The sequence below is a fragment of the Lactobacillus johnsonii genome, from assembly GCF_014058685.1.
Lineage (GTDB): Bacteria > Bacillota > Bacilli > Lactobacillales > Lactobacillaceae > Lactobacillus.
On sequence record NZ_CP059055.1, the window covers coordinates 305,364 to 322,107 of the forward strand.

The 16,744-nt window shown below is 35.0% G+C and carries 16 protein-coding genes; 12 read left to right on the top strand and 4 right to left on the bottom strand.

Annotated features, from left to right (window positions below; genetic code table 11):
• Positions 1–91: 91 nt before the first annotated feature.
• Positions 92–694, top strand: coding sequence for a nitroreductase family protein (locus tag H0I41_RS01415; RefSeq protein WP_135014292.1), 603 nt, complete (start codon positions 92–94; stop codon positions 692–694).
• A 146-nt stretch (positions 695–840) separates the two neighbouring features.
• Here H0I41_RS01415 and H0I41_RS01420 read toward each other — a convergent pair whose 3' ends face one another.
• Together H0I41_RS01420 and H0I41_RS01425 are read right to left on the bottom strand one after the other, a co-directional pair.
• On the bottom strand, positions 841–1,599 hold the full coding sequence (locus tag H0I41_RS01420; protein WP_135014291.1) for an NADPH-dependent oxidoreductase: 759 nt from the start codon (positions 1,597–1,599) through the stop codon (positions 841–843).
• Between the two features lie 138 nt (positions 1,600–1,737).
• A complete protein-coding gene (locus H0I41_RS01425) occupies positions 1,738–3,153 on the bottom strand; it encodes a C69 family dipeptidase (protein WP_086874596.1) in 1,416 nt (471 codons plus the stop codon).
• Positions 3,154–3,300: 147 nt separating this feature from the next.
• Between H0I41_RS01425 and glyA the strand changes: the two genes are divergently transcribed.
• From glyA to alr, 10 genes are all read left to right on the top strand, one after another.
• Positions 3,301–4,536, top strand: coding sequence for a serine hydroxymethyltransferase (gene glyA, locus H0I41_RS01430; RefSeq protein WP_162222125.1), 1,236 nt, complete (start codon positions 3,301–3,303; stop codon positions 4,534–4,536).
• Positions 4,537–4,821: 285 nt separating this feature from the next.
• Complete coding sequence (gene trpX / locus H0I41_RS01435; protein ID WP_135014289.1) at positions 4,822–5,814, top strand: tryptophan ABC transporter substrate-binding protein; 993 nt, start codon at positions 4,822–4,824, stop codon at positions 5,812–5,814.
• Positions 5,811–6,710, top strand: coding sequence for an ABC transporter permease (locus tag H0I41_RS01440; protein WP_014567068.1), 900 nt, complete (start codon positions 5,811–5,813; stop codon positions 6,708–6,710). Before trpX ends, H0I41_RS01440 begins: the two co-directional genes overlap by 4 nt.
• A complete protein-coding gene (locus tag H0I41_RS01445) occupies positions 6,703–7,467 on the top strand; it encodes an ABC transporter ATP-binding protein (protein WP_014567069.1) in 765 nt (254 codons plus the stop codon). The genes H0I41_RS01440 and H0I41_RS01445 overlap by 8 nt, the downstream gene beginning before the upstream one ends.
• Before the next feature lie 142 nt (positions 7,468–7,609).
• Positions 7,610–9,208, top strand: a complete 1,599-nt coding sequence (locus H0I41_RS01450) for an APC family permease (protein ID WP_135014288.1) — start codon at positions 7,610–7,612, stop codon at positions 9,206–9,208.
• Positions 9,209–9,324: 116 nt separating this feature from the next.
• Entirely contained in the window at positions 9,325–9,576 is a 252-nt protein-coding gene (locus H0I41_RS01455; RefSeq protein WP_004898881.1) for a type B 50S ribosomal protein L31, read from the top strand.
• 162 nt (positions 9,577–9,738) lie between these two features.
• Positions 9,739–11,106 carry a UDP-N-acetylmuramoyl-tripeptide--D-alanyl-D-alanine ligase gene (locus H0I41_RS01460; RefSeq protein ID WP_061400967.1) on the top strand — a complete coding sequence of 456 codons (1,368 nt, stop codon included), beginning with the start codon at positions 9,739–9,741 and terminating at the stop codon, positions 11,104–11,106.
• Between the two features lie 15 nt (positions 11,107–11,121).
• Positions 11,122–12,576 (top strand): degradosome RNA helicase CshA, encoded by a 1,455-nt coding sequence (cshA, locus tag H0I41_RS01465; protein WP_135014287.1) that lies wholly within the window; start codon positions 11,122–11,124, stop codon positions 12,574–12,576.
• Between the two features lie 75 nt (positions 12,577–12,651).
• Positions 12,652–13,011 (top strand): holo-ACP synthase, encoded by a 360-nt coding sequence (gene acpS / locus H0I41_RS01470; protein WP_135014286.1) that lies wholly within the window; start codon positions 12,652–12,654, stop codon positions 13,009–13,011.
• Positions 13,011–14,141, top strand: coding sequence for an alanine racemase (gene alr / locus H0I41_RS01475; protein ID WP_135014285.1), 1,131 nt, complete (start codon positions 13,011–13,013; stop codon positions 14,139–14,141). The genes acpS and alr overlap by 1 nt, the downstream gene beginning before the upstream one ends.
• Positions 14,142–14,203: 62 nt before the next feature.
• Here the strand turns inward: alr and cbpA are convergent, their stop codons facing one another.
• Positions 14,204–14,884: a cyclic di-AMP binding protein CbpA gene (cbpA, locus tag H0I41_RS01480; RefSeq protein WP_069168880.1), complete on the bottom strand. Its 681-nt coding sequence runs from the start codon at positions 14,882–14,884 to the stop codon at positions 14,204–14,206.
• 145 nt (positions 14,885–15,029) lie between these two features.
• A complete protein-coding gene (locus tag H0I41_RS01485) occupies positions 15,030–16,001 on the bottom strand; it encodes an L-lactate dehydrogenase (RefSeq protein ID WP_004898900.1) in 972 nt (323 codons plus the stop codon).
• A gap of 184 nt (positions 16,002–16,185) precedes the next feature.
• Here H0I41_RS01485 and pth point away from each other — a divergent pair, with 184 nt between their 5' ends.
• Positions 16,186–16,743: an aminoacyl-tRNA hydrolase gene (gene pth, locus H0I41_RS01490; protein WP_014567075.1), complete on the top strand. Its 558-nt coding sequence runs from the start codon at positions 16,186–16,188 to the stop codon at positions 16,741–16,743.
• Position 16,744 lies beyond the last annotated feature (1 nt).

Consider the following 16,744-nt stretch of genomic DNA (forward strand, 5'->3'; position numbering starts at 1 on the left):
GTTACTTTTTAAAAGTAAGTTACTATAAGTAAGTGAAATATATAAATACATTAACTTGTAAAACTTGTTTTGTAAATAGAGAGGTACAAGTATGAAATCAGAATTTAATAATTTATTAGCAAAACGTCGTTCAATTTATGCACTTGGGGATAATGTAAAAGAATCTCTTGAGAATATTTATACTTTGATTAAGGATACGGTCCGCAATTCTCCAACTGCTTTTAACAGTCAAACTGTGCGTACAGTTGTTTTATTTGGAAAAGCCTCAAATAAAGTATGGGACATAGTTGAAGACAGATTAAAATCTGAGGTACCTAACGAGGAAGCCTTTGCTAAAACAAAAGAAAAAATAGCTACTTTTAGAGCTGGATTTGGTACAATTCTTTTCTTAACAGATACAGCAATTGTGGAAAAGTTAGAAAGAGATTTTCCTCTGTATGCAGCTAATTTTGCTGACTGGGCAGAGCAAGGAATTGGCGGAGCACAACAAGCTGTTTGGGCTGCTTTAGCTGAACAAAATATTGGTGCAAGTTTGCAGCATTACAATCCATTAATTGATGATGCAATTCATGAAGCCTTTGCTTTATCTAAAGAGTGGAAACTTCGTGCACAAATGCCATTTGGCTCTATTGAAGCTCCAACTGGTGAGAAAGATTATCTTGATGAAAATGAAGTATTTAAGTTGATTAAATAATAAAATACATTTTTTCAAGTAATTTCGTTAGGTTAAGATACTGATAAATTTGAACAAACAAGTGAAGTGAGAAGAGATTATTTTCTTCTCACTTTTTATTTTTAGAAAGAAAAAGAACCGAATCATTTGATCCGGTTCTAATATTTTTACTTCCAGTCTAAGCAAAGCTCTTGTTTATGCAGTTCTTCAGGTAATTCGTCACGATCAGTTTTATGATTATCTAGCTTAGCGCCAGTGATTTGTTTAGTAAATGAATCAATACGACGATTTGAATCACGTAAATCATAGTAAGTAGTAACTACTTTGTCATAATCACGTAGTTCTTTTACATCGAAGTCCTTATTATATTTTCCTTCAAAACAAGTGAACTGTAATGGTAAACGTGGTTTTAATTGTGGCTTTTGATCAGGCACGCCAACTTGCATCCCTAATACTGGAAAAGTCAATTTAGGTAAATCAAGCGTCTTAAGCATTTCAAGTGGATGATCATTAACTGTTCCAAGTGGTACGTAGCCTAAATCCATACTTTCTACGGCATTAGCAACATTTTGGTAGGCAAGTAAGGTATCTTCCATTGCTTGGAAAAAGATATCAGTAGTATGCACACGACCATCATCCGTGCCAAGTTGTTTTCTAATTTGTTGATTACGATATAAATCAACGACAAAGATGAATAAATCACCTTCTGCACCAACATATTTTTGATTACATAATTCTCTAATCTTTTTCTTCTGCTCAGGATCAATAATATGTATCAAGCTAGCATTTTGCATGAACATGCTAGTTGGAGTTTGTGCAAAAACTGAGTATAAAGTTTCTAATTGTTCTTTATTTAAAGTTGTATCTTTAAATTTTCGAATTGAACGGTGATTTAATTGTGCATCAATAGTCTTGTTATGTATCATTTTTATCCTTCTTGCTAATAATTAGTAAGTATATTATAGCAGATAGTTATCATTATTTTTCTTTTTGTCATTAATTTTGGATAAAAAAAGATGCATAGGAGATACCTTCTATGCATCTTTGTATGTATTTATTTTCGCTTAATCAAGTAAGTCATATTTTAAGGTCATTAAGCCGTGACCTTCGTTAACCATATTTCCTAGCAATTCAACAGTATTGTTGTAAACTGTATCAGCCATCTTTTGATTTGCTTTGTTTAGCTTATCTTGGAGTTCATCGCCAGAATAGTTTTCAATTTCTTTATCAGTTTCATGTTGAATTTTATGGCATTGAGCAAGACTCTTTTGTTCAAAATCGGCTTCTAATTCACCATAAACACGGAAGTTAGTATCACCTAATTGAGCAGTTAATTTATTCAACCAGAAGATCTTATTTAAATCAAATTTAGGACCAGTTTGGAAGCTTGCTGGAGTAGTGGTGATATTGGTGTAGAAAGGAACCATGCTGTTAAAAGTATTTGGTCCAAATGCTAACCATTGAACACCAGCAATTTCTTCTGGAACGTCATTTCTAATTTGTAAAATATGAGTTTCAAAGTTTCTATTAATACCAATTGGACGGAAGGTCTTCTTTTGTTCAGGTGTACCTTGATCTCCATATGCATCAAAAGGAGTATCTTGATAGTGAGAACTTTCAGCCCATTTAATGTCTTCAATACTGATCTTGCGATTTGCGTGGCAAATGAATGGTTGATCTTGATCACTTGGTTCACCACCAAAACCAGGATCAAAATAGTTATGGATATACCAAGCACGGGGATTATTGTAGTGAGCATCTTTAATTGTTGAGGAGCCGAAGATGTGTCGCAAGTTATAACCCTCAAGATCTGGATTTAAGTGATATTCTTCAATTAAATCTTTTAAATCTTTTGATGAAGCAAAATCATCATTATCGAAATAAAATTCATCGATATTTAGACGGTTAGGAGCGATTACGTACGCATCATCTGGAATACGGCGAGCTGCCCAATGGTGGCCACCAATAGTTTCAAGATACCAAATTTCGTCTTTGTCAGAAAAAGCCATTCCGTTCATTTCGTAAGTACCATACTTTTCGAGGAGGTAGCCTACGCGTTCTACACCTTCATAGGCAGAATGAATATATGGCAAAGTTAAAGTTACGAAGTCTTCTTCGCCTAAGCCGCCTTTTTCAAGGAGTGGGTCAATGCCTTGAATTCTTGAATTGGTGGTAATAGTTTCAGTTGCAGTCATAGCAATATTATCTGAATTAATACCAGCAGCAGCCCAAATTCCATTTTCACCTGATGCGTCAGGTGCGCTAGTGTAGCGAAGTGGGTTAGGGAGAAGATCTTCATCATCGATCTTTTGGTGACTAATTACACTTTCATAGTGTTTAGGTTGATCAGCTGGCATTACTACATCAAATCGCTCAGGAATAATAGTACGGCCGCCATCTTCACTACGGGCTATCATTGTTGAACCATCAATAGTTGCATCTTTTCCGACTAAGATAGTAGTACATTCGGTTGGTTTCATTAAAAAACTCCTTTTCTATTAACGTATTTAATTTATATTTTAAAAGATTATTCTAATGCAAAGCAAACCTTGAACCCAAATTTACAATAATTATAAGGTATAATTTGATTAATGAAAAAATTCTGCAAGCATGGGAGGAATTTATAGATGAATTATGGAGAAAAATCACCTGCACTTTGGGATGCAATTAAAAGTGAAGAGAAAAGACAAGAAGATACAATTGAATTAATTGCATCAGAAAATATTGTTTCCGATGCTGTCCGAGAAGCACAAGGATCTGTTCTAACAAATAAATATGCAGAAGGATATCCCGGGAAAAGATACTATGGTGGCTGTCAATATATTGATAAGGTAGAACAATTGGCAATTGACTATGCCAAAAAATTATTTAATGCAGAATATGCCAATGTTCAGCCTCATTCTGGTTCACAGGCAAACATGACAGTTTATAATGCTTTGTTAAAGCCAGGAGATACGATTTTAGGAATGGGTATGGATGCTGGTGGGCATCTTACTCATGGATCTAAGGTTAACTTTTCAGGGAAAATTTTTAATTCTATTAGTTATGACCTAAATCCTGAAACTGAAGAATTGGATTTTGAGCGAATTAGACAGATTGCTATAGAGAAGAAGCCAAAATTAATTATTGCTGGCGCTTCCGCTTATAGCAGAATTATTGATTGGCAGAAGTTTCGTGAGATTGCGAATGAAGTTGGTGCCTATCTAATGGTTGATATGGCGCATATTGCAGGCTTAGTTGCAACTGGAGCACATCCGAGCCCAATTCCTATAGCTGACGTTGTTACAACAACCACACATAAAACTTTACGTGGTCCGCGTGGAGGGATGATTTTATCTAACAATAAAGAATTAGGGAAGAAAATTGATTCTGCTCTCTTTCCAGGAACGCAAGGTGGACCACTAGAGCATGTTATTGCTGCAAAGGCACAAGCTTTTTATGAAGATTTACAGCCAGAATTTACTCAATACATTGATCAAGTAATTAAGAATTCAAAAGCCATGGCTGAAGAATTTAAAAATAGCAAAAATATTCGCGTGGTTTCAGATGGAACTGATAATCACTTGATGATTATTGATATTACCAAGACTGGCGTAACAGGAAAAGATGCCCAAAATTTACTAGACTCTGTAAATATTACGACTAACAAAGAGTCTATTCCTGGTGATAAGCGAAGCCCATTTATTACTAGTGGATTAAGAATTGGGACACCAGCAATAACTAGCCGAGGTTTTAAGGAATCTGATGCTAAAGAAGTTGCTAAAATAATTATTGAAGTTTTGGATACTCCTGAAGATGCAGGAGTACTAGCTCAGGCAAAAGAAAGAGTTAATAATTTAGTTACTAAATACCCTATCAAATAAAAGCTATTGACAGAAAAATATAAGCCAATTACAATATAATTAAATTTTTTAAGGAGTAGTTAATTATGAATACACAAGCTAAGTTTATGAAAAATAATCGTTGGCAAGGCCAGTAAATCAGGTTGTTAAGCAAGATGCAACCTGAAAGACTCAGATTGTATCTGTGCTGGCTGTGTATTTATTGTGGTCTGCATGGAATAACATGCAGACCTTTTTCTTTTTGTGATAAAAAAGTAACAGGAATCTGCATGTGAAGGTAGATTCCTGTTTTTTTGGAGAAAAATTATGAAAAGAATGTATGGATTAATTGTAATTTTAGTAGCTTTTTTAACCATAGCTTTTTTTGGAGAAAATAAACAAAAAGAAGAAAATAATAAAATTCCCCGAGTTGGTGTATTAACTCTTATGCGTCACCCAGCTCTTGATGAGATATATCGCGGTTTTCGAGATGAGCTGAAAGAAGAGGGCTACGTAAATGGAAAAAATATCAAAGTTGACTATCAAAATGCAAATAATGATCAGAGTAATTTACGTACGATGGCAACAAAACTAACTGATGAGCAATCAAGGGTATTAGTTGGAATTACTACTCCAGCTGCCCAAGCATTAGCAAATACAACGAATAAGATTCCAATAGTTTTAGGTGCTGTAACAAGTCCAAAAACTAGTGGGCTAGTAAAAAATGAAAAACATCCCGAAAAAAATATTACTGGGGTATCAGATGCTGCTCCAATTAGGCAACAATTAGATTTAATTAGAGAATTTTTACCTAATTTAAAAACTTTAGGAGTAATTTATACTTCTAGTGATTCGTCTGCGGTTAGTGGCTTTCATGAGATTGAACGGGAATGTAAAAAGAGAAAAATACCTTTAAAATCTTTCTCAATTGCAAATAGTAACGATCTTAATCAAGTTTCAGAGCAGATATTTAGTCAAGTAGATGCCGTCATTGTACCAACTGATAACACAATTGCTGGAGCGATGGAAACACTAGTTAAAAATGGTAATGCTGCTAAAAAGCCAATTTTTCCTGCAGCAGCAACTATGGTAAAACAAGGCGGTCTTGCAACTTATAGTGTTAATCAATATGAGTTAGGAAAAATGACTGGAAAGATGACTATTGAAATTTTAAAGGGTAAAAAAGTTAGTTCTTTACCAATCGAAAGAGTGAAAAAGGGAGAACCGATCGTTAATTTAAAAGAAGCCAGAGAATTAAATCTTCAAGTACCGCAAAGATTTTTAGAAGAATGTCAGAAAAAAGGAGCTGTATATAGATGAACTTGATCGTATCTGCTATTGGCCAAGGTTTGCTATGGGCTTTGCTTGGCTTAGGATTATATTTGACATTTAGAATTTTGAATTTTGCTGATATGACCGTAGAAGGAACCTTTCCATTGGGTGCAGCTGTTGCAGTAGCTAATATTTCACACGGAATGTCCCCATACTTAGCTACTTTCTTAGCCCTTTTAGCTGGAATGGCAGCAGGTTTAGTAACGGGATTATTATATACAAAAGGAAAAATTCCAATTCTACTTGCTGGTATTTTAACAATGACGGCAATTTATTCTATTAATTTAAGGATTATGGGCGGTTCTAATATTTCGTTGATTGGCAAGAAGACATTACTCAACAATGAATTTTTAGAAAATTTACCCCAATATTTTAATAGTGTTGCTTTGGGTATTGTTATTGTAGTAGTGATTACTGGAATTTTAATTTTCTTTTTAAATACAGATTTTGGTCAAGCTTTTATTGCTACCGGAGATAATCCAAGCATGGCTAAATCATTAGGAATTCATACAGATTTTATGGTGATCGTCGGATTAATGCTATCAAATGGAATAGTTGCCTTATGTGGAGCATTAATTGCGCAAAATAATGGTTATGCCGATATTAATATGGGAATTGGAACTATTGTTATTGCTTTAGCTTCAATTATCATTGGTGAAGTAGCTTTTGGAGAATTGACCTTAAATCAGCGTTTAGTGGCGGTAACTTTAGGTAGTATTATCTATCGTTTGATTTTACTCGCTGTACTGCAACTTGGATTTTCAGCTAATGATTTAAATTTAATCTCTTCAATTGTCTTAGCTCTATGTATGATGCTTCCACAATTAGAAAAAGTCTTACATTTGAAAAAGCCAGTAGAAAGAGGTGTGAAAAAGCATGACTAAGCCAATTCTAGAATTAAAAGATGTCAAAACAACTGTTAAAACAGCTGATGGTGAAATTGTTCCAATTTTAAAAGGAATTAATTTAGAAATTAGACCTGGAGATTTTATTACTATAATTGGGACAAATGGAGCGGGCAAATCTACACTTTTTAATACGATTGCGGGTAGTTTAAAACCTGATAGTGGTATTCTTCGGCATAATGGGCAAGATATTACGAAAATGAGTGAAGAAAAGCGGACACAATTTATTGGACGAGTTTTTCAAGATCCTAAGATGGGGACTGCTCCGCGAATGACTGTGGCAGAAAATTTATTACTAGCAACAAAACGGGGAAAGAGAAGATTTTTAAAGATTAGAAGACTTAAGCAAAACTTACCTCGTTTTAAAAAGCTAGCTGCAGTTATGAATAATGGCTTAGAGAGTCGTTTAAATACGTTTGTAGAAGGTTTATCTGGAGGCCAAAGACAAGCTTTGAGCTTCTTGATGGCTACAATAGAAAAGCCCGATATTTTATTATTAGATGAGCATACAGCAGCTTTAGATCCTCATACTAGTGAAAATCTACTAGCAGTAACTGATAAGCAAATTAAAGAAAATAAATTAACTGCCTTAATGATTACACATCACATGGAGGATGCTTTAAAATATGGAAATCGTCTTTTAGTGTTGAAGGATGGTAAAGTTAAAGCAGATATTAGTGAAGAAGAAAAAAAGAGTTTAAAAGTAAGTGATCTTTATAGCTATTTTGAAGATTGATCTAAAACCTAGGGCTGGTTGTCGGTTCTAGGTTTTTTAGTTAAAATAATTTTTAATTGTTTTAAGTATAGATTTAATTTTTATAAAGATTTAATTGTTTTAAGTATAGATTTAATTTTTATAAAGAAGGGATGGAAGAGATGTGAATAAGGGACACAAAATAAGTTTATTTTCAGCAATAATGCTAGCCCTTAATTCTTTGATTGGATCCGGATGGCTTTTTGGCTCAGGCTCGGCAGCAAAAATTGCCGGCCCAGCGGCTATCTTATCTTGGATCATTGGTGCAGTTATTATTATTGCAATTGCCTTAACCTATGTTGAACTAGGAACTATGTTTCCTGAAAGTGGGGGAATGAGCAAATATGCTCAATATAGCCACGGTCCCATGCTTGGGTTTATCGCTGCCTGGGCAAATTGGATTTCTTTGGTAACCTTGGTGCCAATGGAGGCAGTTGCTGCTGTTCAATACATGAGTTCTTGGCCATGGAAGTGGGCAAACTGGACACATCACTTTATGCAAGACGGAAATATAACTACACCTGGGTTATTATTGGTATTTGTGTTCATGATTATTTTTACTTTAATTAACTTCTGGTCAATTAAAATCATGACGCACTTTACTAACTTGATTTCTGTTTTTAAAGTACTCTTGCCTACTATAACAATTATTATGCTGTTTGCATCTAGTTTTCATCCTACTAACTTTGGTCATGATGTAAAAACATTTATGCCTTATGGAAGTAGAGCAATCTTTGAAGCAGCTTCTGGTGCTGGTATCATTATGTCTTATGACGCATTTCAGACAGTAATTAATATTGGTGGTGAGTTAAAGAATCCTCGAAAGAACATTATTCGTGGAGTTTTAATTTCCATGTTTGCGACAGCTGCAATTTATATTCTGCTTCAAGTAGCCTTTATTGGAGCAGTTGATCCAGCAATGCTTGCTAAAAACTCCTGGCATGGAATTGATTTTGCATCCCCATTTGCAGATATTGCAATCCTTTTAGGAATTAATTGGCTTGTGATTTTACTTTATATGGATGCTTTTGTTTCGCCTTTTGGGACTGGAGTAGCTTTTGTCGCAACAGCATCAAGAGCGCTTGCTGCAATGACATATACAAAACACTTACCAGCGTGGTTAGGGAGACTTAATAGACGCTATCTGGTGCCTCGTTTTGCAATGATTGCAGATTTAATTTTAGCGATGATTTTAGTAAGTGTCTTTAGGAACTGGAATTTACTTGCAACGGTAATTACTTGTGCGACTTTGATTGCTTATTTGACTGGTCCAGTTACTACTATTACTTTGAGAAAAATAGCACCAGATTTGGAAAGACCATATAAACCTAATTATATGCGCTGGTTTGCTCCTTTAACTTTTGTATTAACTAGTTTAGCTATTTATTGGACGATGTGGCCAACAACAATTCAAGTTATTCTGGTTATTCTTGTGGGAATTCCAATTTATTTCTATTATGAAGTTAAATATCAAAAGAAAGATTTTAAATCGCAGTTTAAGCATGCTGCTTGGATTTTAGGGTATTTAGTATTTATTTCTATTATGTCTTATTGTGGTAGCGACGGCTTTGGTGGACAAAACTGGATTAAATATCCGTGGGATTTTCTGTTGATTGCAATTGTCTCCTTGATCTTCTATAAAGTTGCAATTGATACAGGACTAGAAAAAGTTGATCCGGCGGCGATAAAAGTAAACGAAAAAATTAAGCTTAAGGAGGACTAGAATTAAGTACACTAGTATAAATTAGCTTGAATTATAGTTGGAAAGGTGCTATCCTTAACTAGTCGTAAAATAATCTATGATCTGAAATATTGGTCATGGCAAAGGAGTATTAAACAATGAGAAAAGGGATTCATCCAGATTACCAAGAAGTTGTTTTCATGGACTCAGCAACTGGTGCTAAGTTCGTAGCTGGTTCTACTTTAAAACCAGAAGAAACAATTGAATTCGAAGGTAAGACTTACCCATTAGTTCGTGTTGAAATTTCTTCAGATTCTCACCCATTCTACACTGGCAAGCAAAAGTTTGCACAAGCAGATGGTCGTATCGAAAAATTCAACAAGAAGTACGGTATGTCTTCAAAGAACTAATAATTCTTGGTTTTTACCAAAAGAGCAGCCCACTTTGGACTGCTCTTTTTTTATGCTTAACGTGGTATAATTCTTATTGATATGCGTGAGACCTTTTTCTGACTGCGATAAGTCAGTATAATAGGAGTACATGCAATTTTAGGTAGGAGTAATTTATTTATTATGAAAATGCAACTTGCTGAGATCGCTAAAGCATTAAATAGTTCAGTTAATATGGGAGAAGACAAGGTCATTACATCTGTTGTTTTTGACTCAAGAAAAGCAACTCCCAATTCTTTGTTTATTCCCTTAGATGGTGCAAGGGATGGACATGATTTTGTATCTAATGCAATGGCAAACGGAGCAGAAGCAACCCTTTGGAAAAAAGGCCATGAGGGTATGCCTACTGATGTGCCAGTTATTGAAGTGGAAGATCCGCTAACTGCGCTTCAAAATTTAGCTAAATATTACTTAGGTAAAGTTAATCCAACTGTTGTTGGAATTACTGGATCTAATGGTAAAACTACAACTAAGGATATGGTTGCAGCTGTTTTATCAAAAAGATTTAACGTGCATAAGACACAGGCTAACTTTAATAACGAAATTGGGGTACCTGTAACTATTTTAGAGATGAAACCATCTACTGAAATTTTAGTTCTTGAAATGGGGATGGATCGCCCTGGACAATTACATCATTTAAGTGAATTAGTAAGACCCGATGTTTGTGTCATCACAATGATTGGTGAAGCTCATATTGAGTTCTTTGGTACTAGAGATAAGATTGCAGACGCTAAAATGGAAATTACTGACTTCTTAAAAGAAGACGGTAAGTTTATTTACAATGGCGATGAACCTTTACTAGAAGAGCGTGCAGCTAAGATTAAGCAAGAAAAGAGTACTTTTGGTTTTAGAGAAGAAGATACTGTTTTTGCGACTACATTTAGATCTTACATGCACCATGCTACTTTTGAAGTAAATGGGTCAGCACAGCAATTTAAGATTCCAATGATTGGAAAACATAACGTCTCTAATGCTCTTGCAGCCATTAGTGTAGGCCGCCATTTTGGTGAAAATGATGAACAAATTGCCCAAGCTTTAGCTAACTTCACCCCAACAGCAAATAGAATGCAATGGAAGAAGGGTGATGTAGGCGAAGCAATTATGGATGATGTTTACAACTCAAATCCAACTGCGGTTAAGGCTGTTACGACTTCGTTTGGACAAGTAATGGTCGAAGATGGTGGGCGCAGAATTGCTGTCTTAGGTGATATGTTAGAGCTTGGAGATGAATCAGCTGATCTTCATGCGTCTCTTGCAGCTAGCTTGGATCCAGCAATTATTAATGAACTATATTTATATGGTCCAGAGATGAAAAACTTATATGATGCTCTTGTTGATAAGTACCCAGCAGAAAACTTGCACTATTATCCACAAGATCAAATGAATCATATGATTGATGACTTAAAGAATGATATTAAGCCAGCTGATATTGTAATGCTAAAGGGATCACATGGGATGCATTTGGAAAAGGTTTTAGACCGTCTCATGTAGGAAGGAATTAGATATTTGAAATTTTCTGAAATGAACTTAAAACCTGAGATTTTAAAAGCTATTAAGCGTTCAGGTTTTGAAGAAGCTACACCAATTCAAGAAAAAACCATTCCCCTCGTTTTGGAGGGAAAAGATGTAATTGGTCAAGCCCAGACAGGAACTGGTAAAACTGCTGCTTTTGGTTTGCCAATTTTACAAAACTTAGATAAGCAACACGATTCAATTCAAGCTATTATTATTGAACCTACCCGTGAATTGGCTATTCAAACCCAAGAAGAGTTGTTCCGTTTAGGTCGTGATGAAAGAGCTCGCGTTCAAGTAGTTTATGGCGGTGCTGATATTAGACGTCAGATTCGTGCTTTAAAACAAACACCAGCAATTTTGGTGGGAACGCCTGGACGTTTACTTGACCATTTAAAACGTGGCACAATTGATATTTCTAAAGTTAAAACAATTGTTTTAGATGAAGCAGATGAAATGCTTGATATGGGATTTATTCAAGATATTGAAAGTATTTTGAAATATGCACCAAGTAAACATCAAACATTACTTTTCTCTGCTACAATGCCAAAGCCAATTTTACGAATTGGTGAAAAATTCATGAATGATCCTGAGATTGTAAAAATCAAAGGAAAAGAATTAACTGCTAATTTAATTGATCAGTATTTTGTGAGAGCAAAAGAAAATGAAAAGTTCGACATTCTATGTCGCTTAATTGACGTTCAAAATCCTGATTTAGCTGTTATTTTTGGTAGAACTAAGAGACGTGTTGATGAATTAACACGTGGGCTACAAGCACGTGGATATAACGCTGCTGGAATTCATGGTGATCTTTCTCAAGCTAAGCGAATGAGCGTGTTAAAGAGATTCCGTAAAGGTAAGCTAGATATTTTAGTTGCAACTGATGTGGCAGCTCGTGGATTAGATATTTCTGGGGTAAGTCATGTTTATAACTATGATATTCCGCAGGATCCAGATTCTTATGTTCACCGTATTGGTAGAACTGGACGTGCTGGTCAGAACGGAATGTCTGTAACTTTTGTTACTCCAAATGAAATTGGCTATATGCGTACTATAGAACAATTAACGCATAAAAAGATGATGCCACTTAAGCCACCAACTGATGAAGAAGCATTTAAAGGTCAGCTAAGTGCAGCTAATAAAAAGGTAGCAGAATTACTCGATAGTGATCTTTCTAAATATACTGAAGAAGCATCTCAACTTCTTGACGATTATTCTGCGATTGATTTAGTGGCCGCTTTATTGAAGGACTTGTCTAAAGATGCAGATAGTGTAAAAGTAAAAATTACACCTGAAAAGCCGTTACCATTTAAATCAAAGCATGGTAATAATCGAAACTTTAAACGTAATTTCAAACGTGGTGGAGATCGAAATGAACGATATCATCGTAAGCCTAGTGCCCGTAAAGGTGGTAGAAAGCATGATTTCGTTATAAAGAAAAAAGATTAATTTTTGTTACTGGAGAGCTGTAGTTGCTACAGCTCTTTTTTGTAATATAATGTATCAATGTGTGAGGTGAAAATAATGATTAGAGGCGTAGGAATTGACTCAGTTGAAGTTGAACGCATGAAAAAGATAGTTGAAAAAGGCGATAAATTTGCTAAAAGGGTATTAACTCCGAAAGAATTTGAGCAATATCAACAATTAAAAGGAAAGCGCAAGGTAGAATACCTTGGTGGACGTTTTTCTTTAAAAGAATCTTTTTCAAAGGCAATGGAAACTGGATTAGGCAAATATGTTGGTTTTCAAGATATTGAAACATTATGGGATGACTTAGGACATCCAGTAATGACCTCGACAAAGTTTTCTGGAAATATTTTTCCTAGTATCACACATGATGATCATGAGATTATAACAGTTGTAGTTTTGGAGGAATTAAACTAATGGTTCCAGGAATTCATCGTCCAGCCGTAGTAAAGGTAAACTTGGGCGCTATTAAAAGAAATCTTGAAAATGAGATGGAGCATCTAGAGCCCGGACAAAAGATGCTTGCAGTTGTAAAAGCTAACGGTTATGGACACGGTGCAGTAGAAGTAGCTAGAGTTGCAGATAAGGTAGGAGCAGCTGGCTTTTGCGTTGCAATTTTGGACGAAGCATTAGAGTTAAGACGTGCAGATATTACAAAACCAATTTTAGTTTTAGGTGTTGTTTCTCCGGAATATGCTCCAATTGCTGCTGTAAATAACGTTTCATTGACTGTTCCAAACTTAGAATGGCTTAAAGAAGCAGAGAAGTACTTAAAAGATGCAAATTTGCAATTGAAGATTCATTTAGGTATTGATTCTGGAATGGGTAGAATCGGATTTAATGAAGACGCAGACTTTATTGCCGCTAATGAGTTTTTAGAGAATAACGATAATTTCTTTATTGAAGGAATGTTTGCCCATTTTGCTTCTGCTGATAGCAGTGATGAAACTTATTTCAAACATCAATGTGAAAAATTTAATCATATGAAGAGCCTGCTTACTGTAAAGCCAAAGTGGATTCATGTTGATAATACGGCCGCAAGTATTTTTCATGATGGAATTAAAAGTGATTTAGTTAGATTTGGTATTGGAATTTATGGTTTAAATCCTTCTTCTAATCCTAATTCTCCAGACTTAAAATCAAATATTCAGTTAGAACCTGCCTTGTCATTTGAAAGTGAACTGACTCATGTTAAGACAATTCATCAAGGTGATGGTGTTGGATATGGTTCGACCTTTGTTGCAGATAAAGATACAATTATTGGAACCGTACCCGTTGGTTATGCGGATGGTTTTATTAGAAAATTCCAGGGTTTCAAGATTAAAGTAGGAGATACGTACTGTCCAATTGTTGGCCGAATTTGTATGGATCAATTTATGGTTAAGATGCCTAAAAAGATGCCAGTAGGGACCAAAGTAACCATCATTTCTTCTAATCCTAATGATCAAAATAATATTAAAGCTGCGGCCGATTATGTTGACACAATTCATTATGAAGTTGCTTGCTTATTAAATGATCGTTTACCACGTGTATATTACGAAAATTAAAAATAAAAGCTTGTTTAACCAATTTGGCTAAACAAGCTTTTTTACTATAGTAATCAAGATAATTAGTCTTTTAATTCTCCAGGTTTTTCTGCGCTACGGATTGTTAGACCTGATTGAAGATCTTCAATTTCAGCAACAACGAAACCTTTCTTTTCAAGTCGGTTGACGATAGCAGTCATTGTTTCGCGAGAAACACCAATAGGAAGAGTAAATAAGTTACGGCGAACTAATTCACCAGTTTTAACATCTAAAGTTAAACAACCGGCAATATTACTATATTTAGAAATAATTTTTGCCATTTTAACTAAATTACCACGACCATTATCTGAAAGAATAGTCAAAACATAAGAACCATTTTTGATATTCCAAGCATCAGAAAGCATATCTAGTAAACGGGAGTGAGTCAAAATTCCATAGAAATGGTTTTCTTCATCCAATACAGCAATGTATGGGAGGTCTTTAATATTAAAGAATACACGGAAGAATGGTGAATTTACCTTAATTGTTTTGGTAGCGTTTTTAAGCAAGTAAGTTACAGGTAGATTCATGTCGCCGCCTTGAGACTTGTGACGGTAAATGTGCATTTTATAAATGTTTCCCCGAAAAATGGTTCCTGTATCATCTAAAATAGGGACACAACGAAAGCCGGAGTCTTCTAATATTTTTAATGCTTCGGCAAGAGTAGCTTTTTCGTTGACTGTAGTTAAGTAATCTTTTTTATAGACAAGAGATTTAATTAGCATGATTAGCCTCCATACATCTGAAATTTACAAGCCATTATACCATAGTTTTATATAAAAATTAAAGACTGATTAAACAACTTTAATTTAGAAAATAAAAGAGCATCCACAAATGTGAATGCTCTCTTACAGGAAAAAGTCTTAATTATTATTGACGAACCTTTACGCCAGTTTCTTTGAAGGCTTTGTCCATAACTTCCTTTAATTGTTTTGCAGAAGCTTCCATCTTAGCTTGTTCGTCAGCGTTTAATGGCATTTCAATAACTTGTTCCAAGCCGTGACGACCAACAACTGCTGGAGTACCGATGTGAATATCGTGTAAGCCGTATTCACCATCCATAGGTACTGAAAGTGGAAGAACTCTGTGTTCGTTGTTCAAGATAGCCTTAGTAATGAATGCTAAAGCAGTACCGATACCGTAGAAAGTAGCACCCTTCTTGTTAATGATGTCGTAAGCCATGTCAGCAACTTCCTTGTGGATTGCTTCAAGCTTGTTTTCACCAACTTCTGGGTGAGCCTTTACCCAGTCGCTAACTTTTACGCCACCAACATTGTTGTAGCTCCATACTGGGAATTCAGTATCACCGTGTTCACCAAGCATGTATGCGTTAACTGAACGTGGGTCAACGTGTTCCATTTCACCGATAACTTTTTGAAGACGACCAGTATCAAGTGAAGTACCTGAACCGATAACACGATCCTTAGGGAATCCTGACATTCTCCAAGTTGCGTGAGTTAAGATATCAACTGGGTTAGCAGCAACTAAGAAAATACCATTGAAACCTGATTCAACGATTGGTTCAACGATTGAAGATAAAATCTTTAAGTTCTTGTTAACAAGGTCAAGACGAGTTTCACCTGGTTTTTGTGGAGCACCAGCAGAAATAACTACTAAGTCAGCATCTTTTGCGTCTGAGTATTCTGCAGAGTAAATAGTCTTTGGTGCAATCCAAGGAGTAGCGTCTGCTAAGTCAATAGCATCACCTTGAGTTCTTTCTTTAACGATATCAACGATACCTAATTCTTGTGCGATACCTTGTTGAACTAATGAGAATGCGTAAGTAGAACCTACAGCACCGTCACCAACAAGAATAATCTTATGAATTTTTTCTTCTGACATTTGCTAATACTTCCTTCCATATTAGTGATTTATTTAACAATAACGATTATATCATATTGGAATTTAAAAATTAAAAATATAATTTTAAAGATCTAATTAATTATTTGTAAGTAAGCGTGTGCTATAATCTCAAGAGCAATAAGCAGATTTAGAATGAAATATTTATCAAAGAGGATGAAAAAGAATGAAGTTAATTGCAGGTTTAGGAAATCCAGGTAGAAAATATGATCAGACTAAGCATAATACAGGTTTTATGGCATTAGATCATTATTTAGAGAAAAATGGTTTAACTCTAGATAAGAATAAGTTTGACGGCTTATGGACAAAACAAAATATCAATGGTGAAGATGTGATTTTTCTTGAACCACAGACTTTTATGAACGATTCGGGAAAATCAATCGCGCAAGTAGCTAATTTCTTTAAAATTAAGCCTGAAGATATTTTAGTTATTCATGATGATATGGACATGCCAATTGGAAAGATTAGAATTCGTGCAAATGGTAAATCAGGAGGTCATAATGGAATTAAGAGCATTATGGCTTGCTTAGGAACGAACAATTTTAATCGATTAAAAATTGGAATTCGTCATCCTGAAAACGAAAGTGTTGTTTCTTGGGTATTAAGTCCCTTTAATAATGACCAGCAAAAACTGATGGATGCAGCTTTTGAGACTAGTGAGAATGTCATTAATGATTTTATTAAAGGGAAGAACGCCCAATATTTAATGAATCAGTATAATTAGA